This is a genomic window from Paracoccus niistensis, from assembly GCF_042432925.1.
GTDB lineage: Bacteria > Pseudomonadota > Alphaproteobacteria > Rhodobacterales > Rhodobacteraceae > Paracoccus > Paracoccus niistensis.
Window position 1 is genome coordinate 148,884 of record NZ_JBHLWE010000034.1, and the last position, 21,119, is coordinate 170,002.

Below are 21,119 nucleotides of genomic sequence, written 5' to 3' on the forward strand. Positions count from 1 at the left end.
GGGCGGATTTCGGGAGGGAAGGCATGAAACTTGTATTGACCGGTGCCGCTGCGCTGATGCTGACAGCCGCGCCACTTTTCGCCGGCGGGATCGAACGGGCGCCACAGTCGCTGGGCATCCTGTTCGAGCAGGGCAATTACGCCGAGCTGAGCTTCGGGGGCGTCGATCCCGAGGTCGAGGGCCGGGACATCGCGGACTTCCGCACGGGCGATGTGGCCCAGGGCTTCGGCTTTGTCGGCTTTGCCTACAAGCACCAGTTCAACGAGAACCTGTCCGCCGCCTTCATCGTCGAGCAGCCCTTCGGGGCGGATCTGCTGTACCCGACCGCGCCCCTGCCGCCCAATCCGGCGAACGACGGCTCTCCGGTCCTGGGCGGAACGCGGGTCCAGGTGGACTCGACCACGTATACCGCCCTGCTGCGCTACAGATTCGACAACAACGTCTCGGTCCACGGCGGCATCCGCGGCTCCTATGCCGAGGGCGGCGTGACGCTGGACGGCCTGGGGTACGGGGGAACCGCAGGCTATGACCTGGAACTGGACGGGGAATGGGGCACCGGCTACGTCGTCGGCGCGGCCTACGAGATCCCGGACATCGCCGCCCGGGTCTCGCTGACCTACAACTCGCCCATCGAGCATGACTTCCGGATGACCGAACGCGGCGGCCCGCTGCCGATGACCTTTGTCGGCGACTATACGGTCAAGACGCCGCGCAGCTGGACCCTGGAGGGCCAGACGGGCATCGCCGCCGACACGCTGCTGTTCGGCTCGGTCCGCTGGGTGAAATGGTCCGAGTTCGAAGTGGACAACTTCCTTTTCCCGATCGCCCAGGGTGCCGGCATTCCGCTGGTCGAGCTTGAAGATACGACCACCTACACCATCGGGGTCGGCCGCAAGTTCACCGACAACTGGTCCGGCGCAATGTCCTTCCTTTACGAGGACAGCGAGGACGGCCTGATTTCCCCCTTGTCGCCGACCAATGGCCGCAAGGGGGTCACGCTTGCCGCGATCTACACGCAGGACCAGCTCAAGATCACGACCGGGATCAACTACACCAAGCTCGGTGGCGGCGACCTTGGCGTGGGCGAGACCGGCAACAAGAGAAAGGTCGCGACGATGGACGACAGCGAGGCCTGGGGCATCGGCGTGAAGATAGGCTACAGCTTCTGAGCCTTGGCCATTGCCGCGAAAGGCCCCCCCCGGCGGGGCCTTTTCCTTTCCTGCCCCGCCGCTTAGGAAACGCCCTGATGTGGCGAGGGTGACGGATCAGATGTATTCCAGCGGCAAGGCGTGGCTTCAGGCCCCGGAAAAGCGGGTCATGCTGTTCGGGATGTCCGGGCTGGGCAAGACCCATGTCGCGTCGATGCTGCGCCGCTCGGGCGCGTGGTTTCACTACAGCGTCGATTACCGCATCGGCACCCGCTACATGGGCGAGCTGATCGCCGATGACTTCAAGCGCCACGCCATGAAGGTGCCGCTGCTGCGCGAGTTGCTGATGACGGACTCGGTGCGGATCGAGTCGAACATCACTTTCGACAACCTCGCGCCGCTTTCAACCTATCTGGGCAAACCGGGCGATCCCGCGCGCGGGGGGCTGGAGATCGGCGACTACAAGCGCCGGCAGGACCAGCACCGCACGGCCGAGATCGCGGCCATGCTGGATTCGGGTCACTTCATCACCCGCGCCAAGGAGATCTATGGCTACCGCAACTTCGTTTGCGACACCTCGGGGTCGATCTGTGAAGTCGTGGACCCGGATGATCCGGACGATCCCGTGCTGCGGTCGCTGCTGGCGCTGATGCTGCCGGTCTGGATTCGCGGCAGCGAAGCACATACGTCCGAGCTGATCCGCCGCTTCGACCAGGCGCCCAAGCCCATGTATTACCAACCCGCCTTCCTCGCCGACGCGTGGGAGGATTATGGCCGCGAGAACCCCGGCCCCGTCGATCCCGATGCCTTTATCCGCTGGACCTATGCGCGTGCGCTGGCTCATCGGCGGCCGCGCTATGCCGCGATGGCCCGCCGCGGCGTCACCGTCGAGGCCGACGAGGTCGCCCGCGTGGCCTCGCCTCAAGACTTCGTCGATCTGATCGCTGCCGCGATCGACCGGCAAGACCGAAAGGAAGACTGATGCCCATCACCCTGCCCGAGAACCTGCCCGCCTTTGACATCCTGCGGAACGAGGGCGTGATGGTCATGAGCCCCGACCGCGCGGCGCGCCAGGACATCCGCCCCCTGCGCATCGCGCTGCTGAACCTGATGCCCAAGAAGATCCAGACGGAAAACCAGTTCGCCCGGCTGATCGGGGCGACTCCGCTGCAGATCAACCTGTCCCTGATCCGCATGTCGGACCATGAATCCAAGAACACCGCCGCCGACCACATGGAGTCCTTCTATCGTCCCTTCAACGAGGTCGAGGCCTCAGGCGACCGCTTCGACGGGCTGATCGTCACCGGTGCCCCGGTCGAGCACCTGCCCTTCGAGGAAGTCACCTATTGGGACGAGCTGCGCCGCGTCTTCGATTGGTCGCGGACCCATGTCCATTCGAGTTTCGGCGTCTGCTGGGGCGGCATGGCGATGGCCTGGCATTTTCACGGGCTGCCCAAGCACCTGTTGGGGGACAAGGCCTTCGGCTGCTTCCGCCACCGCAATCTCGCCCCCGCCTCGCCCTATCTGCGGGGCTTTTCGGACGACGTGCTGATCCCGGTCAGCCGCTGGACCGAGGTGCGGCAGGAGGATATCGACGCCCGGCCCGAACTGACGACGCTGCTCGCCTCGGACCAGGTAGGGCCCTGCCTGATCGAGGATGCGGCGCACCGCACGCTTTATATCTTCAACCACCTTGAGTACGACTCGGGCACGCTCAAGGACGAATACGACCGCGACGTGGCAGCGGGGAAACCCATCGGGGTGCCCGCGAATTACTATCCCGAGGATGACCCAACCCGCTGCCCGTCGAACCGCTGGCGCAGCCATGCGCACCTGCTTTATGGCAACTGGATCAACGAGATATACCAGAACACTCCGTTCGACCTGAAGGATATCGGAAAGGGCTGAGATGGCACGGAAGACGGCTTCGCCCCAGATCCCCTTTGTTGGTGCGATCAGCCGTTTCTTCCAGCACGACGCCCCGCCCGAGCTGCGTGACGCGATCAAGCAGGCGGGCAAGGACGACATCCTCGATCCCGGCTTCCCCTATCGGGAAGAAATGCCCAAGCGGGAATATGAGACCCGCGCCGAGGCGCTGCAGGTCGAACTGGTCAAGATGCTGAGGGACGTGATCGCCACGGGCAAGCGCGTGGTCGTCCTGTTCGAGGGCCGTGACGCGGCGGGCAAGGGTGGCACCATCGAGGTCCTGCGCGAGAACCTGAACCCGCGTTCCGCCTACATCGTGGCACTGCCCACGCCGACGGAACGCGAGGCCGGGCAGTGGTATTTCCAGCGCTATGTGGCGCATCTGCCCGCCCCCGGGGAAATCGCCCTGTTCGATCGCAGCTGGTACAACCGCGGCGTGGTGGAACGCGTCTTCGGCTTCTCGACCGAGCCGCAGCGCGTGCAGTTCTTCCGGCAATTGCCTGATTTCGAAAAGATGCTGGTCGATGATGGCATCATCCTGGTGAAGCTGTGGCTGAACGTCGGCCGCGCCGAGCAGTTGCGCCGCTTTCTGGATCGCGAAAAGGACCCGCTGAAGCATTGGAAGCTGAGCCGGATCGATGTCGAGGGCCTTGGCCGCTGGGACGACTACACCGTGGCGATCCGCGAGACGCTGTCGCTCAGTCACACGCCGGTCGCGCCATGGACGGTGATCCGGTCCGACGACAAGCGGCGGGCCCGGATCGCGGCCATGCAGACCGTGCTGAGCCGCATAGACTACGCCGGCAAGGACCATGCGGTCATCGGCACGCCCGATCCCCAGATCACCGGCGGGCCCGAGATGCTTGTGCGCTAGCCCCCTTCAACGGCGCTGCGTCAGTAGGTCGAGAAGCTGAAACCGATGAAGGTGTCATCCTCGACGAACTTGTGGCCCAACCGGATCGAAAGCCTTTTCGTGAGGCGCGCCGAGACCATGATCGTAGGCGTCAGCTCTCCACCCGCTTCGTGCCACAGGGACAGTTGCGCGCCAAGGCCCGAGGGCATGTGCGTCAGCCCCCCGACCAGCAGCGATGCATCATCGATGCTGGTGTAATCCGCCATCAGGAAGCTGCCCCAGTTGCCGTATTCCGCCCAGCGGTCCGCCGACAGGCGCAGGCCCAGGCGCAGGTTGGCGCAGTGATCGCCCTCGGGGTCGAAACAATGCGCCCAGTGTTCGTCCTCGACCTCCCACCAGCCGATCTGCTCGGCCTTGAGCGCCGGTCCCGCGCGCAGCTTCCAAGGGGCGCGATCCGGTCCCACCTGCCAAGTGTAAAGCGCCGAGGCGCGAACCCAGGGCTCATCGTCGTCCTGTCCAAGGCCCAGGCCCCAGACCATGCGCCCCCGCTCGACATTGATGGCCAGTTGCCCGCCGTCCTTCCAGAGGTCCAGTTGCGTCCATGTGCCATCCCCTGCCACGGCGGCGGACCCGAGGCTCAGCAACGAAACGAACGGCAGGACGACAAGGCGCATGGGCGATTCCCCTCGCCCTTCGGTCTAGGGCCGCGATGGTTGACAGATGGTTAACGCGCGGCGTCCCTTCTGCCTGCTTGCCGGGCCTGTGGGCCGGGTCTAAATCTGAACAACTGTTCATTTCCGGGGAGGGAAAACATGGACCTGTCGAACGCCCGCGCCATCGTGACCGGCGGCGCCTCGGGCCTTGGTGCGGCCACCGCGCGGCATTTCCGCGAGCGCGGCGCGCAAGTCACGGTGCTGGACCGCGACGAGGCGGGCACCGAGGCTGCAGCCGGGTTCGGCGCATATTTCGCCCGCGCTGACGTCACTGACGCAGATTCGGTCGCCGCAGCCATTGCACAGGCGGTCGAGCGGATGGGCGGGATCGACGTCTGCGTGAACTGCGCCGGCATTGTCGTGGGGGAAAAGACGGTCGGCCGCGATGGTCCGCACAGTCTCGACAGCTTCCGCCGCACGATCGAGGTCAACCTGATCGGCACCTTCAATGTCCTGCGCCTCGCCGCCGCCGAAATGGCGAAGAACGGGCGGGACCAGGACAATGGCGTGATCGTCAACACCGCGTCGATCGCGGCCTTCGACGGGCAGAGCGGACAGGCGGCCTATGCGGCCTCGAAGGCTGCGATTGCCGGTATGACGCTGCCCATCGCCCGCGACCTCGCGCGCAACAAGGTCCGTGTCTGCGCCATTGCGCCGGGCATCTTCGGCACGCCGATGCTGCGCGGGCTGCCGCAGGACGTGCAGGACAGCCTGGCCGCCGAGGTCACGAACCCCAAGCGTCTGGGCGAGCCCGAGGAATTCGCGCGACTTGCGGCCTTCATCGTCGAGAACGGCTACATGAACGGCGAAACGATCCGCATCGACGGGGCGTTGCGGATGCGTTGACCTTCTTGCTGAGAGACGCTGATGACCGACCAAGCCCGCCGACCGGATGACAGCCGCCCCCTGGACTGCCTGATCGTCGGTGGCGGCCCTGCCGGGCTCACGGGGGCGATCTACCTTGCGCGTTTCCACCGCCGCGTCGCTGTGGTGGACAAGGGTGAGGGGCGGCTGCGCATGATCCCCCGCACCCGCAACCACCCCGGCTATCCGCAGGGCATCTGCGGGACCGAGCTTCTGGCCGACATGCGCGAGCAGGCCATCCAGTACGGAGCCACCCTTCTGACCGGAGAGGTCACGGCCCTGCGGCGCGAGGGTGACCTGATCGTGGCCAACACCGATGACGGCGAGATGAGGGCGCGTACGGTCCTGCTGGCGACCGGCGTCGTGAACCACCGCCCCCCCTTGGACGAGGAGACCCATGCCGATGCCGTGGCGCGCGGCCTTCTGCGCTATTGCCCCATCTGCGACGCCTTCGAGCAGACGGGCAAGCGTATCGGCGTCCTAGGGGGCGACCGCCATGCGCTGGCCGAGGCGCTGTTCCTGCGGACCTACAGCCGCGATATCACCTGCGTCGCGCTCAGCCATGTCGAACTGACCGCGGACGAGCAGGCGCAAGCCGACCACGCCGGCATCACCGTGCTGGGCTCTCCCATGTCGGCGCTGCATTTCGAGGATGGCTGCGTCGAGGTTACGCTGGCGGACGGCGAGCGGGTGAGGTTTGACACGCTTTATGTCGGCCTTGGGTCGCACACCCGCAACGACCTGGGCGCGATGCTGGGGACCGATCTGGAAAACGGCCAGTGCTTCGTGACGGACAGCCACCGGCGCACGACCGCGCCGCGCGTCTATGCGGCAGGAGATGCGGTCGAGGGGCTGGACCAGATCGGCGTCGCCATCGGCACCGCCGAGCGCGCCGCCGTGGCCATCCACAACGATCTGCGGGACGAGGACGGCCACACGCTGGACGACTGAGCAGCCAAGGGGCCGGATCGGCGCCATGCCCAGGATCAGGCCCTCGGTCACCCCGGAAAACATACAAATGTTGCTGGCCCGTCAGTCGAGGGCGCTGGAACTTCGCGCCGCCGCGATGGTTCTCATCCCAGCAATACCCAACGGAGGTCGAGATGATGGGGGCACGCGACCGGTTGGTCATGTGGCTGCAGGACCCTTGCGCCCTGACAGGCACAGCACGCGCCTTCCGAAACCGCCCCACGCCAAGCTCTGACGATCTGAAGACCACTCGTGAGCCCGGATGACCCGGGCCCTACCCCGAAGGAGACTTCATGAGAACGCTTATCCTTTCGACCGCCATCGGCCTTGCCACCATGGGCGCCGCCTGGGCGCAGGCCATGACCGCGCAGGACTTCGTCAACCAGGCGGCCAGCGGCGGCCTGTTCGAGGTGCAGTCCAGCGAACTGGCGCTGCAGCGCTCGCAGAACGCCGATGTGCAGCAGTTCGCCAATCAGATGATCACCGATCACACGGCGAACAACCAGGAACTGATGGCGGCCGCCCAGGCCGAGGGCCTCACGGTGCCCGCCCAGATCTCGAGCCCCCATGCCGAGCTGATGCAGACCCTGCAGGGCGCCGAGGGCGATGCCTTCGACACCTCCTACATTCAGGCGCAGACGACAGCGCATGAAACCGCGGTGACGCTGTACCAGACCTATGCGCAGGGCGGCGACAACCAGACGCTGGTGGCCTATGCCCAGAAAAGCCTGCCGGCGCTTCAGCAGCATCTGGAGCATGTTCAGGGAATGGCGAAGAACTGATCCCGGTTTCTTCCAAGGGCTGCCGGCGTCCAAGGATGCCGGCAGTTTTCACGCGTCTGTCGCCCCCTGCAAAGGCTATTGAAATCCGTTATATCACCGGAAGTTTCCAGGACTGCCATGGCTGAAGATTCCTCGACCGAACACTGGGTCTGCCTTGCAGGCGGCAACGCGCTGGGCGCCTTTCACCTTGGCGCAGTCGAGACCCTGCTGGACTCGGGTCTGACCGTCAGCCGCGTTGCAGGCGCCTCGATCGGGGCCGTCACGGCGGCCTTGTGGCTGGGGGGGCCGAAGGAAACCGCCAAGAAGAGACTGCGGGCGTTCTGGGGCCGGTCAGTCGACCGCTCCGTCTGGGCGGGGACAAGGCCTGCGCGGCAGGCTTCCGCGATGCGGGCCATGTTGGGCGGGCGGCCGCGGCTGTTCAACCCGACCCTGCCGGGCATGTGGGCCATGCATTTCCTGGCGCCCAACGACGACCACCTTCATTCGACCGCGGCGATGCGCCAGACCTTGGCCGAGTTGATCGACTTCGACCGGCTGAACGATGGCGAAACGCGCGTGATTGTCACCGCGCTGGACCAGGAAACCTCCGAGGATGTCGTCTTCGACAGCGCCACCACGCGCCTGACCGTGGATCATGTGATGGCCAGCAGCGCCCTGCCGCTGATCTTTCCCCCGGTCAGGATCGACGGACGGCTGCTGGTGGATGCGGGGCTGTCCGCGAACCTGCCCATCGCCGCCCTCTTCCGCGACCTGCCGGAACGGAACACGATGTGCTGGGCTCTCGACCTCTGGCCCCCCAAGGCGCGGCAGGCCATCTCGCCCGACACCGTCACGCGCCGTGCCCAGGACCTGATGTTCGCCGCCCAGAGCCGCCATGCACTGGAACGCCTGACCGAGACCCTATCCCCCCGCCTGCAGGAGGCAGGGATCGGTGCCGTGGTCCATCACCTCGGCTATGACGGCGGCGACTGGGAGGTCGCGGCAAAGGGCTTCGATTACTCGCGGGCCGCGCTGGAACGGCGGCGCAGGGAGGGGACCGAAGAGATGACCCGGGCGCTTTCGGCCTATGCGCCGCCGCGAGAGGCGGGGTTCAGTGTCTTTCGTCAGGTTCTTGAGAACTAGCGTTCCCGGCATGTCCCGCCACCGGCGCGCAAGTCACGCTGGCATGGTCTCGAACGCCTCGGCCAGCCGGTCGATCGCGGCGGCAAGCCTATCGTCGATCACGGTCAGATAGCGAGTCCAGTCCATGTAGCCCGACAAGGGCGCGGCGCCGTCCGAGATCCCGCGCAGCCCGACCATCGGCACCCCGAAGGCAAGACAGGCCCGGCACACCGCGAAGCTTTCCATGTCCACCATGTCGGCGTCGACGGCGTCGTAGCCCGCCCCCGACACGATCGCGGCGCCCGAGGACAGGCGCGCCTGCGGGATATCGGGGATGCGGATCGGCAGCGGCACCTCGGCCGGAAGGTCCAGCCCCGGCGTGATCCCGCGCGGGAAGCCCAGGGCCGAAACATCCATGTCGCGATAGGACACCGAGACCGCCTGATAGACGCCGCCCTGTTCCAGGTGGCGCGATCCGGCACTGCCGAGACAGACGAGCGCATCGGGCAGTTCTCGCTCGACCGCAAGCCCGGCCAGGGCCGCGGCGACCGTCACGGCGGCCTCGACCGGGCCGATGCCGGTCATCAGCGGCGTGATCCTCTGGCGCAGCGCGGGGCCGTATTCCTCGGGTGCCGCCATGACGAACAGCACGCGCCGCCCGGCGATCATGTCGGGACGGGGCTGGGCATCAGGGCGCGCGTCCAGCCGCACCGGGCGCAGGGTGGCGATGCTGTCCGCGCCGGGCGCCTCTGCAAGGCTCACGCTGCTGTCCTCCATGATCCACCCTGTTTTTTCCGTCATGGCACGGGCTTGCCAGAGACCGGCGACCAAGGAAAGCGTTCCTCGGCAAGCGCGGGGAATATCACATCCGCGACAGCGGCCTGACCGGGTCTCATGGCGCTTGCCCCGCTGCCGGGCCGCCGCTAGCGTCCTGACCAAGCACCAACACCGGAGTTCTGCCCGTGACCTTCCTGCGCACCACCGCCATCGCGCTTGCCCTTGCCGCACCCGGCCTCGCAATGGCGGCCGATCCCGAACTGACCGTCTTCGACTGGGCAGGCTTCGAAGAGCCGGTGATCTTCCAGGGCTATATCGACAAGCACGGCGACAGCCCGACCTTCGCCTTCTACGGCGACGACGATGAGGCCTTCCAGAAGCTGTCCTCGGGCTTCCGCGCCGACGTGGCGCATCCCTGCAGCCAGATGGTCTCGAAATACCGCGACGCGGGCCTGATCGAGCCCTGGGACCCCGCGCGCATCCCCGCCGTGGCCGATATCGACCCGCAGTTCCTGAACTCCGAGGTGTTCAAGGATGCCGAGGGGCTCTGGTACATCCCGACCGACTTCGGTGCGACCGCCATCGCCTTTAACACCGAGAGCGTCCCGGCCGAGGATGTCTCGACCCTGCAGGTCTTCGTGAACCCCGCCTACCAGGGCCGCACCTCGCTGCCCGATTCGGCCGATGACGTCTGGGCGCTGGCCTATCTGGCGACCGGCGTGACGGACTGGACCGAGGTCACGGACGAGCAGTTCCAGGCCGCTGCCGACTGGCTGCGCCAGGCCCACCAGAACGTCGCCGCCTACTGGGCCGACCCGGCGGAACAGTCGCAGCTGATGGCCTCGGGCGCGGTGGACGTGGCCTGGTCCTGGAACGACGCGATCCCGCTGCTGCAGGCGGAGAACTATCCCATCGGCTTTCAGCGGCAGGCCAAGGAGGGCTCCTCGACCTTCTTCTGCGGCTTCGTGAACCTGAAGAACGGACCGGGCAACGAGGACAAGGCCTATGACTTCATCAATGCCTGGCTGGCACCCGAGGCCGCCAAGGGCCTGCTGGACACCATCGGCTATGGCCACACGAACACCAAGGCTCTGGCAACCGTGGCCGACGACCCGCGCGTGACCCAGAACCTCGGGCACATCGACGCGCCGGTGCTGGCCCAGACCCCGAACAACCCGGAACAGCGCGAACGCCAGCTGGCCGAGTTCGAAAAGATCAAGGCCGGCTTCTGAGCCGAAGCTGCACCGACATTGGGGCGGCCCGAAAGGCCGCCCCTTCGCATGACCGCGCCCACCTCTGACCGCAAGAGACCTGCCATGAAACGCCGCAACTTCCTGTCCACCGCCGCCGTTGGCTCGGCTGCCACGATGCTCGCCGCCCCGGCATTGGCGCAGGCCCGGCCCACCGTCACCTGGCGGCTGACCTCGAGCTATCCCAAAAGCCTCGAAACGCTGTACGGTATCTCGGACCATGTCTCGCGCCGCATTGCCGAGGTGACGGACGGCGGCTTCCAGATCCAGCCCTTCGCAGCCGGCGAACTCGTGCCGGGCCTGCAGGCGCTGGACGCGGTCAGCGACGGCAGCGTCGAATGCGCCCATACGCTGGGCACCTACAACATCGGCAAGGACCCGACCTGGGCTTTCGACACCTCGCTGCCTTTCGGGATGAACACGCGCCAGACAACTGCGTGGCTGCTGTATGGCGGCGGGCTCGATCTGATCAACGAATTCATCGCCGGTGCCAACGTCCGCACGATCCCGTCGGGCAACACGGGTGCGCAGATGGGCGGCTGGTATCGCAAGCAGATCAACTCGGTCGAGGATCTGCGGGGTCTCAAGCTGCGGATCGCGGGCCTCGGCGGCACGATCCTGTCGCGCCTTGGCGTCGTGCCCCAGCAGATCGCGGGCGGCGACATCTATGCGGCGCTGGAGCGCGGCACCATAGACGCGGCCGAGTTCTCGGGACCCTTCGACGACGAGAAGCTGGGCTTCCAGCGCGTCGCGCCCCATTACTACTATCCCGGCTGGTGGGAAGGGACGGCCAATGTCGGCCTTTACATCAATCTCGACGCCTGGAACGCCCTGCCTGCGCATTACAAGGCCGCGCTCGAGGCCGTCTGCGCCGAGGCGCTGAACCACTGTGTCGCCAAATACGACAACGGCAACCCCGAGGCACTGATGCGGCTGATCGCGACCGGCGCGCAGCTGCAGGCCTTCCCTGACGACGTGCTGGCAGCCGCCTTCACGGAATCGCGCAAGCTTTACGCCGAATATGCCGAAAGCAATGAGAACTTCCGCAAGATCTACGAGCACTGGTCGGCCTACTGGCAGAAGCAGCAGCAGTGGCTGCGCGTGGCGGAACTGCCCTATGACTACTTCACGTCCGGGCAGGTCGGGCGCTGAGCACGAGGGCGGCCACAGCGGCCGCCCGTCCCATCAGAGGTGAATGATGACCCGCGAGGAACTTGACCGCATCGCCTTCGACCAGCCGGCCTTTGCCCGGCTGCTGGGCTTCCGCCTGATCTCGGCCGAGCCCGACGAGGTGCTGGCCGAGCTTTCGGTGACGCAGGACCTGTCGAACCGCAACGGCGTCATGCATGGGGGCGCGATCATGGCGCTGGCCGACAACATCGGCGGTACGGCCACCATGATCAACCTGCCTCAAGGAAAGACGACCACGACGCTGGAAAGCAAGACGAATTTCTTGCGGCCGATCCGCATCGGCGACACGGCGCAGGCGCGCTGCGTTCCGCTGCACAAGGGGCGCACGACGATGGTCTGGCAGACCACCATCACGCGCGGGGACGGCAAGCCTGCCGCCATCGTCACCCAGACCCAAGTCGTGATCGACTGGAAAGAGTGACGCTAAGGTCAGCCGTCAGCGGTTCTGGCCGGTGACGGGATCTACCCGGATCTCGACCTCGCGGCCCTCGGTGGTCATGTATTCGACCTCCCAGTAGCCGTCGTCGTCCCAGGACACGTCCTCGATGAAGGCGAGGTTCGGGGCGCTGCCCTCGACCGTGGCGATGATGCGCGACAAGGGCTGCGCGTTCGCGGGCGGAGGCGTGTCGGCCGCGGCAATCGCAGGCAGGGTCAGCCCAGCCAGGGCCAGTGCGGCGAACAGGGTGCGGGTCATGTCTCGTCTCCTTCGTTTACCAGTCCCCTCAACGTCCCCCCTTGCAGCGCTGTTCCGACCAGCCGCCGTGCGCGTCGCCCCCTTGCAAGGTCCGCAGCCGGGCCCTAGATTGATCCCGTTCGGGTTCGCCCGGACTATGGACATAAACGCGCAGGTAATAAGCGGATCGGACCCGGGGGCGGTACCCGGCGGCTCCACCAATAATCCCTCGTTGGGGGCAAATGGGGCCGAAACAGGATCGACGAACGTCTAAAGCTGTTTGCTTTGTCTCGGTGAGCTACCACCGTTATCGGTGCAAAAAGTACAGTTGCCAACGACAACCGTGCTCCGGTGGCTCTGGCTGCGTAAGCAGTTCGAGTTATCGAAACCTAAGTCCTTGCGCTTAGCCGCGTAAGGCGGGGTCCGCAGGCACCTGGCAACAGAAGCCTGCACTTTCCATCCCTGTTGCCCCTGCCCCATTTCGTTCCGGCGAAGGATGTGGCACGCCTGCCTGACGGGACGACCCGCGCGATGCAGGCGGGCGGCCCTCAGGATGGCTGCCGCAGGTTGACGACGATGAACAACATGACCGAGTCCCCCGAAGACCTGATCGCCCGCATGGGTGCCGCGGCCCGCGACGCGGCGGTCCATCTAGCTCAGGCACCCTCCGAGCAGAAGGACGCGGCCCTGTCCGCCGCCGCCGATGAAATCCTGCAGGCGGAAGCGGCGATCCTGCAGGCGAATGCCGAGGACCTGGCCTATGCCGCCGAAAAGGGCCTGTCGCCCGCGATGACCGACCGGCTGCGGCTGGATCCCGCCCGCATCCGCGCCATCGCCGAGGGTCTGCGCGCCGTGGCCGCGCAGCCCGATCCGGTGGGCCGCGTCCTGGCCGAATGGGACCGGCCCAACGGGCTGCACATCCGGCGCGTGGCGACACCCATCGGCGTGCTGGGCGTGATCTATGAAAGTCGCCCGAACGTCACCGCCGACGCGGGCGCACTGGCGCTCAAGTCCGGCAACGCCGTCATCCTGCGCGGGGGGACAGACAGCATCCACTCCTCGGCCGCGATCCACCGCTGCATGGCGCAGGGGCTGCGTCAGGCGGGCCTGCCCGAGGGTGCGATCCAGGTCGTGCCCATCCGCGACCGCGCGGCCGTGGCGGCCATGCTGCGGGCACAGGGGCTGATCGACGTCATCATCCCGCGCGGCGGCAAAGGTCTGGTCGGGCTGGTGCAGGCCGAGGCACGCTTGCCCGTCTTTGCCCACCTCGAGGGCATCTGCCATGTCTATGCCGACGGCGAGGCCGATCTCGACAAGGCCCGCCGCGTCGTCCTGAACGCCAAGACGCGCCGCACCGGCATCTGCGGTGCGGCCGAATGCCTGCTGATCGACCGCGCCTTCCGTGAAAGGCACGGCGACGTCCTGATCCGCGACCTGCTGGACGCGGGCGTCGAGGTGCGGGCCGAAGGCGAGCTGGCCGGGATCCCCGGCACTGTCCCTGCGCAGCCCGTCGACTTCGGGCGCGAGTTCCTGGACAGCATCATCGCCGCGCGCCTAGTGGATGGTGTGGACGAGGCCATCGCCCATATCCGTCGCCACGGCTCGGGCCACACCGAGTCTATCCTGACCGAGGACGACGCCACGGCGGAACGGTTCTTCCGCGGGCTCGACTCGGCCATCCTGATGCGCAACGCCTCGACGCAGTTCGCCGACGGGGGCGAGTTCGGCATGGGTGCCGAGATCGGTATCGCCACCGGCAAGCTGCATGCGCGCGGCCCCGTGGGGGCCGAGCAGTTGACGAGCTTCAAGTATCTGGTGACCGGCGACGGCGCGATCCGGGGCTGAGCCTCAGAAGCTCAGCTCGGCCCCGCCGGCATCCACCCTCCAGGTCACCGGGCGGCGATGGTCGGCCGCCAGCGTCCCAAGAACGGCAAAATGCACCTCGGACGGTGCGGGGCTGGTATTCGGCGTCTGGTCTGCCTCCAGCCAGCGCCACAGCGAGGGCTCGGGCCGGGTGCGCGAGGCCTGCCCCCCCAGCCGCCAGCCCTGCCCCTTCCGGGCCATGATCACCTTCCCGCCCCAAGGCATGGCGGAGTCCATGCACATGAGTGCAAGCAGCAGCATCCGCGCCTCGATCCGCGAGGCGTCTCCCCCGCCCTCGACCTCGACCGTCAGCCGCGCGTTCCGGGCATAATCCTGGGCAAGCTGGGTGATCTCGGCCACCGCGACGCGCTGATCCGCCGGTGCATAGCCGAAGGCCATCCGGTAATAGCGCACGCGCGACCGCGCGGCCCGCACGCTTTCCCCGATCAGCGTCAGTTCGGGCGAGTTGGCAAGACCGGGATAGTCCCCCGACATTTCCAGCAGTTCGACCCCGTTGCCGATCGCGCCCAGAGGGGAAACGAGATCGTGACACAGCCGCGCCGCCACCAGGCTGGCGAGGTTCGCGCCGGAGACCGCATCGAGCGAGGCTGCCGGGATTGTGACCGGGGTCATCGTCCGTTAGCCTCGGAAGGCCCCCCAAGCGAAAGAGCACCGATGACCACCGAGATTCTCGAACCCGGAATGCTGGTCCGCAACCGCGAAGCACCGGAATGGGGCATCGGGCAGGTGCAATCCCGCATCGGCGACCGGGTAACGGTCAATTTTCCGGAAATGGGAAAACAGGTTCTGGACGGCCGCCGGGTTCGCTTGGAACTGATCACGGACAACTCCTAACTCGATAAAAAATCATTTGCGTTTATGACTTTCTTACAACCTTTAAGCGTGTCAAGCGGATATCCGCCGAACGGATCGGCGCGGATTTCAACCTGCAGCGCCTTTGCAACGCAACAAGGCGAGGTTGCATCATGAAGGCTGATCCCGGCTGGCTGTCCGTTCGCCTGGCCACGCAGGAACAGGATCTGCGTGCCGCGCAGCGCCTCCGTTATCGTGTCTTTGTCGAGGAGCTTGGCGGCGACGGTCCCCTGGTGGATCACGCCGCCCGGCTCGAGCGGGACGAATTCGACGCGGTCGTCGATCACCTGCTGCTCGTCGATGCCCGCCGCGATCCGGCCGAGGGCGATCACGTCATCGGCGCCTATCGCTTGCTGCGCAGCGACGTGGCCGAGCGGTTCGGCCGCTATTACTGCGACGACGAGTACGACCTGACGCCCCTGCGCGCATCCGGCCGGCGCATGGTCGAGTTGGGCCGATCCTGCGTCGATCCGGACTTCCGCGGCGGCTCTGGGATGTTCCTTCTGTGGAACGCGCTGGCCGACTACGTGCTGGACCACAAGATCGAGGTCCTGTTCGGCGTTGCCAGCTTCCATGGCACCGATGTCGCGCCGCTGGCACAGGCGCTGTCCTGGCTGCACCACCATCACCTGGCGCCACCGGACCTGCGCCCGGTCGCGCGGGGGGCGCAGTTCCAGCGGATGGACCTGGTGCCCGCCGACCGGCTTGACCGGCGCGCGGCGATGACGGCCATGCCGGCGCTGATCAAGGCCTACCTGCGGCTGGGTGGCGTCGTCGGTGAAGGCGCCTGGATCGACCGCGCCTTCAACACGACGGACGTCTTCCTGCTGATGGACACGGCGGCCATGTCGGACCGGCATCGGAAATACTATCAGGACCGCTGGCAAGGCGCATGACAGCCCCACGCGACGATGACCCCGTCCTGTCTCGCGGCTATTCCGTCACTTGGAGGGAAGAGCCGCCCGTTACCCCCCCCCGTCCGACGCCGCGCGGGTGGCTGCTGGTCGCCCTGAGGGGGACTGCCGTCATCTCGGTCCTGCTGACGGGCGTTCTTCTGATCCTGCCCATGCGGGCCGGGGAGAGCCTTGTCGCGGGCCGCCGCCGCCCCGTGACCGGCCCTTGGGTACAGGGCATCTGCCGCCTGTGCCTGTGGTTGATGGGCATCCGCTGGGACAGGCGGGGCAAGCCCATGCAGGGCGCCGGGGCAATGGTGGCGAACCACTCCACCTGGCTGGACATCTTCGCCCTGAACGCGGCGGCGCCCGTCTTCTTCGTCAGCAAGGCCGAGGTGGCAGGCTGGCCCGGCATCAACATCCTGACCCGCGTGACCGAGACGCATTTCGTCACCCGCGACCCGCGCCTGGCCCGCGCTCAGGCGGCCGAGTTCGCGGAACGCACCGCCCTTGGCCACCGGCTGCTGTTCTTCCCTGAGGGCACCAGTACCGACGGGCGACGGGTCCTGCCCTTCAAGCCGACGCTGTTTCAGGCTTTCCTGGATCCTGCGCTGCCGCGGGGCCTTGCGATCCAGCCCGTCAGCGTCCACTATGAGGCGCCGAGCGGCCGCGATCCGCGCTTCTACGGCTGGTGGGGCGACATGGACCTTGCACCGCATCTGCTGGCGGTGCTGGCACAGCCTCGGCAAGGGCGCATCACCGTCACCCTGCACCCGCCCATCCCGGTTGCGGGCCATGACCGCAAGGCACTGGCCGCCGCGGCGGAATGCACGGTCCGATCCGCAGCCTGAAGGTCACAGCGGCCAGATCAGCGGAATCGTCAGGCAGGCGGCAATCCCTGTCACGATGTCCAGCGGAATGCCCAGGCGCATAAAGTCCGTGAAACGGTAGCCGCCCGGCCCATAGACCATCATGTGCGTCTGGTAGCCGATGGGCGTCGCGAAGGCGACCGAGGCCGAGAACATCACCGCCACGATGAAGGCGCGCGGGTCGTGTCCAAGCTGCGTTGCAAGCTCGATGGCGATGGGGGTCAGGATTACGGCAACGGCGTTGTTCGACAGGATCTCGGTCATGATCAGCCCGAGGAAATAGACCGCGATCAGCGTCCAGAAGGGGCTGAGGCCCGACAGCGACGGCGCCACCGCATCCACGATCAGGTTCACCGCGCCCGTTGCCTCCAGCGCCTCGCCGATGACCAGCATGGCGAAGATCAGCGCCAGCAGCCGCGCCTCGACAAAGCCGAAGGCCTCATCGGGGTCCACGCAGCCCGCGATCAGGATGATGGCCGAGGCGAGGAAGGCCAGGCCCATGATCGGCGCCACGTCCAGCGCGGCCAGCAGCACGACGGCCAGCAGCGCGGCGGTGGCGATGGGCGCGTGGCGGCGGCGGAAGGGCTTGGTCGTGGGCTGCGAGACATCGACAAGGTCCATGTCGGCGGCAAGCCGGGCGATGTCCTCGCGCGCGCCTTCCAGCAGCAGCGTGTCGCCCACGCGGACTTCGAGGTCGTCCAGCTGGCGGCCGATGTTCTGGTTCCGCCGGTGCGCCGCAATGGGATAAACGCCGTAACGGCGGCGCAACCGCAGGTCGCCCAGGCGCCGCCCGATCATCCGCGCACCGGGCGAGATCAGCACCTCGACCATCTCGGTCTGCACCGAAGACAGCTTGTCGAGCGCCCGCAGCGCCTTGTCCTGCTGCATTTCCAGCAGGTCGGCCATGCCCGAGCGCAGCACGATGCGGTCGCCTGCCTCAAGCACGACCTCGCTCATGTTGCGGCGCAGCGAGGCATCGCCCCTCAGCACGTCGATGACCCGAACGCCCTCGCGCTTGAAGATCTTCACGTCGCCGATGTTCATGCCGACGATGTTGCTGTCCTCGGGGATGGCGATCTCGGTGAAATAGCGCATCTGCGACCGGTCGGTCAGGAACGAGGCCATGGAGCCCCGCTCGGGCAGAAGCCGCCAGCCGACCAGCGCGATGAAGGCCGCCCCCGCCGCGGTGACGGCCAGCCCTACGGGCGCGATGTCGAAGATGCCGAAGGGTTCGAGCCCGCGGGCGCGCACCACGCCGTCCACCAGCAGGTTGGTGGATGTCCCGATCAGGGTGATCATGCCGCCCATCACGGTGAAGTAGCTTAGCGGCATCAGCAGCTTTGACGCGGAAATGCCCGCCTTTCGCGCGACCTGGATGACGATGGGGATCATCACCGCCACGACCGGCGTGTTGTTCATGATGGCCGAGGCCGCGCAGACAAAGGCAAACATCGCGGCAATGGTCACCAGAGGGTGCGTATCGGCGCGCGAGGACACGACCCGGCTCAGCTGGTCCAGCGCGCCGGTACGCAGAAGGCCGCCCATGATGATGAACATGAAGGCGATGGTCCAGGGCGCGCTGTTCGACAGCACGCCCACTGCGTCGTCATAGGGGGCGAGGCCGAGGATCATCATCAGCGCCGCCACTCCGACGGCGATCACCTCGGGCGGATGGCGTTCGCGCACGAACATGACAAACATCAGCGCAATGATGACAAGGGTCAGGACGGCGGCGGTCTGGCCGGTCAACGCGATGCCGAACATGCGGGGAACCTCGTGATGCAATCCGCGGCAGGGCGGCGGAGCGACGGATGCCCGATTTCCGGACAGGCCGCAAGAAAGGCGACGGCTCAGGCGCCGGGTTGCAGCCGCCCGCCATCGCGCACCGGCCGGATCTCGGTGGCCAGCCCCGTGCGGTCGTCGGTGACGACCAGCACGCCCGACAGGGTAGCCTCGCCCTCGGCCGGAGTGAAGCGGTCGCGCCCCATTCCGGTCAGGAAGCGGCGCATCGGCTCGGCCTTGTCCATTCCGATCACGCTGTCATAGTCGCCGCACATGCCGGCGTCCGACTGATAGGCTGTGCCGCGCGGCAGGACCTGCGCGTCGGCGGTGGGCACATGGGTATGGGTGCCGACGACAAGGCTGGCCCGCCCGTCGCAGAAATGGCCCATCGCCATCTTCTCGCTGGTGGCCTCGGCGTGGAAATCCACCACCGCCGCCTGCACTAGCCCGCCCGAAGGATGAGCGCGCAGCACCTGGTCCACCGCACTGAAGGGATCGTCGAAGGGCCGCTTCATGAAGACCTGGCCCAACGCCTGCACGACCAGCACCTTGCGGCCCCGCGCGTCCTGGAAAACGCGGTGACCGCGCCCCGGCGCCTCGCGGGCGAAGTTCAGGGGGCGCAGGACGCGGGGCTCCTCGGCGACGAAGGACAGCATGTCCTTCTGGTCGAAGGCATGGTCGCCCAGGGTGACGCAGTCGGCGCCCGCATCCAGGATCAGCCGTGCATGGGGCCCGGTCAGGCCCATGCCGCCGCTCGCGTTCTCGCCATTGACGATGGTGAAGTCGGCCTTCAGCCGCGCCTTCAGCCCCGCCAGCCGTTCCGTGATCGCCCGCCGACCCGACCGGCCCATCACGTCGCCTAGAAAGAGGATTCGCATGAGGCAGCGTTACTCCTGCGGGCAAGGCGACTCAACCCGGGCAAAGGCTTTCCACGGATCGGAAAGACCGGCATCGGCCCAAAGTCCCCTCTCGCCAGCGACAAGGCGCGGCGTTATCGAAGTCGGCATGAGCCCCCAAGATTCTCCCCGAGGACTTGCCCTTGCGATCGGCGCCTATGTCATCTGGGGGCTGATGCCGCTGTATCTGCACGGGCTCGCCCATGTGCCGGCCGCCGAGGTGATCTCGCACCGCATCCTGTGGTCGCTTCCGATCGCGCTGGTGGTGCTGCGCCACAACGGGCAGGTGGGGACCGTCGTGGACACGCTGCGCCAGCCAAGGCTGGTGGCGATGGCGGCGCTGACGGCGGTGCTGATCTCGGCCAACTGGATGGTCTATGTCTGGGCGGTGGCGAACGGGCAGGCCCTGCAGGCCGCGCTGGGCTATTACATCAACCCGCTGTTCAACATCCTTCTGGGCTGGGGCCTGCTGGGGGAACGGCTGAGCCGCCCGCAGGTGGGCGCAGTTGCCCTTGCCGCGATCGCGGTGGCCCTGCTGACCATCGCCGCCGGAGAACTGCCGGTGATCGCCCTCTCTCTGACCCTGACCTGGGGCATCTACGCCTACTGCAAGCGCCGCCTTCCCCTGCCGCCGAACGAGGGCTTCACGGTCGAGGTGCTGCTGCTGTTCGCACCCTCGCTGGGCTATGTGCTGTGGCTTTTCGCGACGGGCCAGGGTCATTTCGGCACGAACCTGCATGACACGCTGCTGCTGGCGGGCACGGGCGTCCTGACCGCGGGGCCGCTGATGCTTTACGCGAACGGCGCCAAGCTGGTCCGCCTGTCCACCATGGGCGTGCTGCAGTACATCGCGCCGACGATGGTGTTCCTGATCGCCGTCCTGGCGTTCGGCGAGCCCTTCCGGGGCGTCCAGCAGATCGCCTTCCCGCTGATCTGGGCGGCGCTGGTGCTTTACACCCTGACGCTGATCCCCCGCCGGGCCTGAGGGTTCAGTCCTCGTCCCGGCGCAGCGCGACCCGCAGGCGGGGACGGGCGCGGACCGCCTTGAAGACCGCATCGACCGCCGCCTCGGCCACCAGGCCGACGATGGCCCCGGCCACCACGTCCGTCAGGTGGTGCTTGGCGCGCGGCACCTGCACCAGCCCCACGATCCCGGCCGCTGCCAGCAGCGGACCCTGCGCATGCGGCGCCACGCGTCCCATGGCGCGGGCGGCCGCGACCGCGTCGGCGGTATGGCCCGAGGGGAACGAGTTGTAGTCGTGCTCGTCCGGGCCATTGACCCCGGTTTCGTAATGCCCTTCCTCCAGCAGCTTGTGCGGCCGTGTGCGCACGACCGCCGACTTGATCCGTCCCTTGATCTGAGTGGCGAGCCACAGCGAGGCCAAGGCCCGCGTGCTCCCTTCGGCCAGCCGCGATTGCCGGGTCAGAAGCCCGGCAACCGTTGCCGCCGCCGCCAGCGTGAAGGCCGGCGGCTGGTCGCTGATCTCGCTGAGAAAGCCAAGTGTTTCGACCGCAGGATGGTCGCGCAACTGTCCCGCCTCGACGGACAGGGCGACGTCGGCTTCGTGAAGGGTGTCGATGAGTGTCTCGGTCATGCCGGAGGAACCCGGGGGGCGTGCAAAGGTTGCGGCGCGCCCGCCGGAATCAGGCGGTGATCACTCGACTGTCACCGACTTGGCGAGGTTGCGGGGCTGGT

The 21,119-nt window shown here is 67.0% G+C and carries 23 protein-coding genes and 1 other RNA gene; 17 read left to right on the forward strand and 7 right to left on the reverse strand.

Going from position 1 to position 21,119, the window contains the following annotated elements; genetic code table 11:
• The first annotated feature begins 23 nt into the window (after positions 1–23).
• The 4 genes from ACFFII_RS11300 to ppk2 all read left to right on the forward strand — a co-directional run bounded on the left by ACFFII_RS11300 (position 24) and on the right by ppk2 (position 3,948).
• Complete coding sequence (locus ACFFII_RS11300; protein ID WP_377698985.1) at positions 24–1,169, forward strand: OmpP1/FadL family transporter; 1,146 nt, start codon at positions 24–26, stop codon at positions 1,167–1,169.
• Between the two features lie 100 nt (positions 1,170–1,269).
• Positions 1,270–2,130, forward strand: a complete 861-nt coding sequence (locus ACFFII_RS11305) for an ATPase (RefSeq protein ID WP_377699009.1) — start codon at positions 1,270–1,272, stop codon at positions 2,128–2,130.
• Complete coding sequence (gene metA, locus ACFFII_RS11310) at positions 2,130–3,056, forward strand: homoserine O-acetyltransferase MetA (protein WP_377698986.1); 927 nt, start codon at positions 2,130–2,132, stop codon at positions 3,054–3,056. The genes ACFFII_RS11305 and metA overlap by 1 nt, the downstream gene beginning before the upstream one ends.
• A gap of 1 nt (position 3,057) precedes the next feature.
• Entirely contained in the window at positions 3,058–3,948 is an 891-nt protein-coding gene (gene ppk2 / locus ACFFII_RS11315; RefSeq protein ID WP_377698987.1) for a polyphosphate kinase 2, read from the forward strand.
• A 20-nt stretch (positions 3,949–3,968) separates the two neighbouring features.
• On the opposite strand, the gene ACFFII_RS11320 is transcribed toward ppk2, so the two are convergent.
• Positions 3,969–4,601, reverse strand: coding sequence for a hypothetical protein (locus ACFFII_RS11320; RefSeq protein WP_377698988.1), 633 nt, complete (start codon positions 4,599–4,601; stop codon positions 3,969–3,971).
• Positions 4,602–4,739: 138 nt separating this feature from the next.
• Here ACFFII_RS11320 and ACFFII_RS11325 point away from each other — a divergent pair, with 138 nt between their 5' ends.
• The 4 genes from ACFFII_RS11325 to ACFFII_RS11340 all read left to right on the forward strand — a co-directional run bounded on the left by ACFFII_RS11325 (position 4,740) and on the right by ACFFII_RS11340 (position 8,377).
• The gene (locus ACFFII_RS11325; protein WP_377698989.1) at positions 4,740–5,486 is read left to right on the forward strand and encodes an SDR family NAD(P)-dependent oxidoreductase; all 747 of its coding nucleotides are present in this window, start codon (positions 4,740–4,742) and stop codon (positions 5,484–5,486) included.
• A 21-nt stretch (positions 5,487–5,507) separates the two neighbouring features.
• Entirely contained in the window at positions 5,508–6,455 is a 948-nt protein-coding gene (locus ACFFII_RS11330) for an NAD(P)/FAD-dependent oxidoreductase (RefSeq protein ID WP_377698990.1), read from the forward strand.
• Positions 6,456–6,766: 311 nt separating this feature from the next.
• Positions 6,767–7,255, forward strand: coding sequence for a DUF4142 domain-containing protein (locus tag ACFFII_RS11335; protein ID WP_377698991.1), 489 nt, complete (start codon positions 6,767–6,769; stop codon positions 7,253–7,255).
• A gap of 117 nt (positions 7,256–7,372) precedes the next feature.
• A complete protein-coding gene (locus tag ACFFII_RS11340; protein ID WP_377698992.1) occupies positions 7,373–8,377 on the forward strand; it encodes a patatin-like phospholipase family protein in 1,005 nt (334 codons plus the stop codon).
• 33 nt (positions 8,378–8,410) lie between these two features.
• Here ACFFII_RS11340 and ACFFII_RS11345 read toward each other — a convergent pair whose 3' ends face one another.
• Positions 8,411–9,157, reverse strand: a complete 747-nt coding sequence (locus tag ACFFII_RS11345; RefSeq protein WP_377698993.1) for a 5'-methylthioadenosine/S-adenosylhomocysteine nucleosidase — start codon at positions 9,155–9,157, stop codon at positions 8,411–8,413.
• 218 nt (positions 9,158–9,375) lie between these two features.
• Here ACFFII_RS11345 and ACFFII_RS11350 point away from each other — a divergent pair, with 218 nt between their 5' ends.
• The 3 genes from ACFFII_RS11350 to ACFFII_RS11360 all read left to right on the forward strand — a co-directional run bounded on the left by ACFFII_RS11350 (position 9,376) and on the right by ACFFII_RS11360 (position 11,995).
• Positions 9,376–10,365 carry an ABC transporter substrate-binding protein gene (locus ACFFII_RS11350; protein WP_377699010.1) on the forward strand — a complete coding sequence of 330 codons (990 nt, stop codon included), beginning with the start codon at positions 9,376–9,378 and terminating at the stop codon, positions 10,363–10,365.
• An 84-nt stretch (positions 10,366–10,449) separates the two neighbouring features.
• Positions 10,450–11,535, forward strand: coding sequence for a TRAP transporter substrate-binding protein (locus tag ACFFII_RS11355; protein WP_377698994.1), 1,086 nt, complete (start codon positions 10,450–10,452; stop codon positions 11,533–11,535).
• Positions 11,536–11,581: 46 nt separating this feature from the next.
• Positions 11,582–11,995, forward strand: coding sequence for a PaaI family thioesterase (locus tag ACFFII_RS11360; protein WP_377698995.1), 414 nt, complete (start codon positions 11,582–11,584; stop codon positions 11,993–11,995).
• 15 nt (positions 11,996–12,010) lie between these two features.
• On the opposite strand, the gene ACFFII_RS11365 is transcribed toward ACFFII_RS11360, so the two are convergent.
• Entirely contained in the window at positions 12,011–12,268 is a 258-nt protein-coding gene (locus ACFFII_RS11365; RefSeq protein WP_377698996.1) for a PepSY domain-containing protein, read from the reverse strand.
• Positions 12,269–12,346: 78 nt separating this feature from the next.
• On the opposite strand from ACFFII_RS11365, the gene ssrA reads away from it, so the two are divergent.
• Positions 12,347–12,701, forward strand: a transfer-messenger RNA (tmRNA) gene (ssrA, locus tag ACFFII_RS11370).
• A gap of 122 nt (positions 12,702–12,823) precedes the next feature.
• Positions 12,824–14,092 carry a glutamate-5-semialdehyde dehydrogenase gene (locus ACFFII_RS11375; RefSeq protein WP_377698997.1) on the forward strand — a complete coding sequence of 423 codons (1,269 nt, stop codon included), beginning with the start codon at positions 12,824–12,826 and terminating at the stop codon, positions 14,090–14,092.
• A 3-nt stretch (positions 14,093–14,095) separates the two neighbouring features.
• Here ACFFII_RS11375 and ACFFII_RS11380 read toward each other — a convergent pair whose 3' ends face one another.
• Complete coding sequence (locus ACFFII_RS11380) at positions 14,096–14,743, reverse strand: histidine phosphotransferase family protein (RefSeq protein WP_377698998.1); 648 nt, start codon at positions 14,741–14,743, stop codon at positions 14,096–14,098.
• A 42-nt stretch (positions 14,744–14,785) separates the two neighbouring features.
• On the opposite strand from ACFFII_RS11380, the gene ACFFII_RS11385 reads away from it, so the two are divergent.
• The 3 genes from ACFFII_RS11385 (at position 14,786) to olsA (ending at position 16,727) form a co-directional block, all read left to right on the forward strand.
• A complete protein-coding gene (locus tag ACFFII_RS11385) occupies positions 14,786–14,965 on the forward strand; it encodes a DUF3553 domain-containing protein (protein WP_090753507.1) in 180 nt (59 codons plus the stop codon).
• A 131-nt stretch (positions 14,966–15,096) separates the two neighbouring features.
• Positions 15,097–15,879, forward strand: coding sequence for an L-ornithine N(alpha)-acyltransferase (gene olsB / locus ACFFII_RS11390; RefSeq protein ID WP_377698999.1), 783 nt, complete (start codon positions 15,097–15,099; stop codon positions 15,877–15,879).
• Positions 15,876–16,727, forward strand: a complete 852-nt coding sequence (olsA, locus tag ACFFII_RS11395; RefSeq protein ID WP_377699000.1) for a lyso-ornithine lipid O-acyltransferase — start codon at positions 15,876–15,878, stop codon at positions 16,725–16,727. The genes olsB and olsA overlap by 4 nt, the downstream gene beginning before the upstream one ends.
• A 3-nt stretch (positions 16,728–16,730) precedes the next feature.
• Here olsA and ACFFII_RS11400 read toward each other — a convergent pair whose 3' ends face one another.
• On the reverse strand, positions 16,731–18,509 hold the full coding sequence (locus ACFFII_RS11400) for an SLC13 family permease (protein ID WP_377699001.1): 1,779 nt from the start codon (positions 18,507–18,509) through the stop codon (positions 16,731–16,733).
• A gap of 86 nt (positions 18,510–18,595) precedes the next feature.
• Positions 18,596–19,405 (reverse strand): TIGR00282 family metallophosphoesterase, encoded by an 810-nt coding sequence (locus tag ACFFII_RS11405; RefSeq protein ID WP_377699002.1) that lies wholly within the window; start codon positions 19,403–19,405, stop codon positions 18,596–18,598.
• Positions 19,406–19,532: 127 nt separating this feature from the next.
• On the opposite strand from ACFFII_RS11405, the gene rarD reads away from it, so the two are divergent.
• Complete coding sequence (rarD, locus tag ACFFII_RS11410; RefSeq protein WP_377699003.1) at positions 19,533–20,408, forward strand: EamA family transporter RarD; 876 nt, start codon at positions 19,533–19,535, stop codon at positions 20,406–20,408.
• 4 nt (positions 20,409–20,412) lie between these two features.
• Here rarD and ACFFII_RS11415 read toward each other — a convergent pair whose 3' ends face one another.
• Complete coding sequence (locus tag ACFFII_RS11415) at positions 20,413–21,018, reverse strand: phosphatase PAP2 family protein (protein WP_377699004.1); 606 nt, start codon at positions 21,016–21,018, stop codon at positions 20,413–20,415.
• Between the last annotated feature and the right edge of the window lie 101 nt (positions 21,019–21,119).

Excerpts from the sequence above, each read along its gene's own strand:
- ACFFII_RS11300 (WP_377698985.1), top strand. The coding sequence starts at position 24 with ATGAAACTTGTATTGACCGGTGCCGCTGCGCTGATGCTGACAGCCGCG.
- ACFFII_RS11415 (WP_377699004.1), bottom strand. The coding sequence starts at position 21,018 with ATGACCGAGACACTCATCGACACCCTTCACGAAGCCGACGTCGCCCTG.
- ppk2 (WP_377698987.1), top strand. The coding sequence starts at position 3,058 with ATGGCACGGAAGACGGCTTCGCCCCAGATCCCCTTTGTTGGTGCGATC.
- ACFFII_RS11385 (WP_090753507.1), top strand. The coding sequence starts at position 14,786 with ATGACCACCGAGATTCTCGAACCCGGAATGCTGGTCCGCAACCGCGAA.
- olsB (WP_377698999.1), top strand. The coding sequence starts at position 15,097 with ATGAAGGCTGATCCCGGCTGGCTGTCCGTTCGCCTGGCCACGCAGGAA.
- ACFFII_RS11305 (WP_377699009.1), top strand. The coding sequence starts at position 1,270 with ATGTATTCCAGCGGCAAGGCGTGGCTTCAGGCCCCGGAAAAGCGGGTC.
- ACFFII_RS11345 (WP_377698993.1), bottom strand. The coding sequence starts at position 9,157 with ATGACGGAAAAAACAGGGTGGATCATGGAGGACAGCAGCGTGAGCCTT.
- ACFFII_RS11355 (WP_377698994.1), top strand. The coding sequence starts at position 10,450 with ATGAAACGCCGCAACTTCCTGTCCACCGCCGCCGTTGGCTCGGCTGCC.
- ACFFII_RS11320 (WP_377698988.1), bottom strand. The coding sequence starts at position 4,601 with ATGCGCCTTGTCGTCCTGCCGTTCGTTTCGTTGCTGAGCCTCGGGTCC.
- rarD (WP_377699003.1), top strand. The coding sequence starts at position 19,533 with ATGAGCCCCCAAGATTCTCCCCGAGGACTTGCCCTTGCGATCGGCGCC.
- ACFFII_RS11330 (WP_377698990.1), top strand. The coding sequence starts at position 5,508 with ATGACCGACCAAGCCCGCCGACCGGATGACAGCCGCCCCCTGGACTGC.
- ACFFII_RS11340 (WP_377698992.1), top strand. The coding sequence starts at position 7,373 with ATGGCTGAAGATTCCTCGACCGAACACTGGGTCTGCCTTGCAGGCGGC.
- ACFFII_RS11350 (WP_377699010.1), top strand. The coding sequence starts at position 9,376 with ATGGCGGCCGATCCCGAACTGACCGTCTTCGACTGGGCAGGCTTCGAA.
- ACFFII_RS11325 (WP_377698989.1), top strand. The coding sequence starts at position 4,740 with ATGGACCTGTCGAACGCCCGCGCCATCGTGACCGGCGGCGCCTCGGGC.
- ACFFII_RS11365 (WP_377698996.1), bottom strand. The coding sequence starts at position 12,268 with ATGACCCGCACCCTGTTCGCCGCACTGGCCCTGGCTGGGCTGACCCTG.
- ACFFII_RS11380 (WP_377698998.1), bottom strand. The coding sequence starts at position 14,743 with ATGACCCCGGTCACAATCCCGGCAGCCTCGCTCGATGCGGTCTCCGGC.
- ACFFII_RS11405 (WP_377699002.1), bottom strand. The coding sequence starts at position 19,405 with ATGCGAATCCTCTTTCTAGGCGACGTGATGGGCCGGTCGGGTCGGCGG.
- ACFFII_RS11360 (WP_377698995.1), top strand. The coding sequence starts at position 11,582 with ATGACCCGCGAGGAACTTGACCGCATCGCCTTCGACCAGCCGGCCTTT.
- metA (WP_377698986.1), top strand. The coding sequence starts at position 2,130 with ATGCCCATCACCCTGCCCGAGAACCTGCCCGCCTTTGACATCCTGCGG.
- ACFFII_RS11335 (WP_377698991.1), top strand. The coding sequence starts at position 6,767 with ATGAGAACGCTTATCCTTTCGACCGCCATCGGCCTTGCCACCATGGGC.
- ACFFII_RS11375 (WP_377698997.1), top strand. The coding sequence starts at position 12,824 with ATGAACAACATGACCGAGTCCCCCGAAGACCTGATCGCCCGCATGGGT.
- ACFFII_RS11400 (WP_377699001.1), bottom strand. The coding sequence starts at position 18,509 with ATGTTCGGCATCGCGTTGACCGGCCAGACCGCCGCCGTCCTGACCCTT.
- olsA (WP_377699000.1), top strand. The coding sequence starts at position 15,876 with ATGACAGCCCCACGCGACGATGACCCCGTCCTGTCTCGCGGCTATTCC.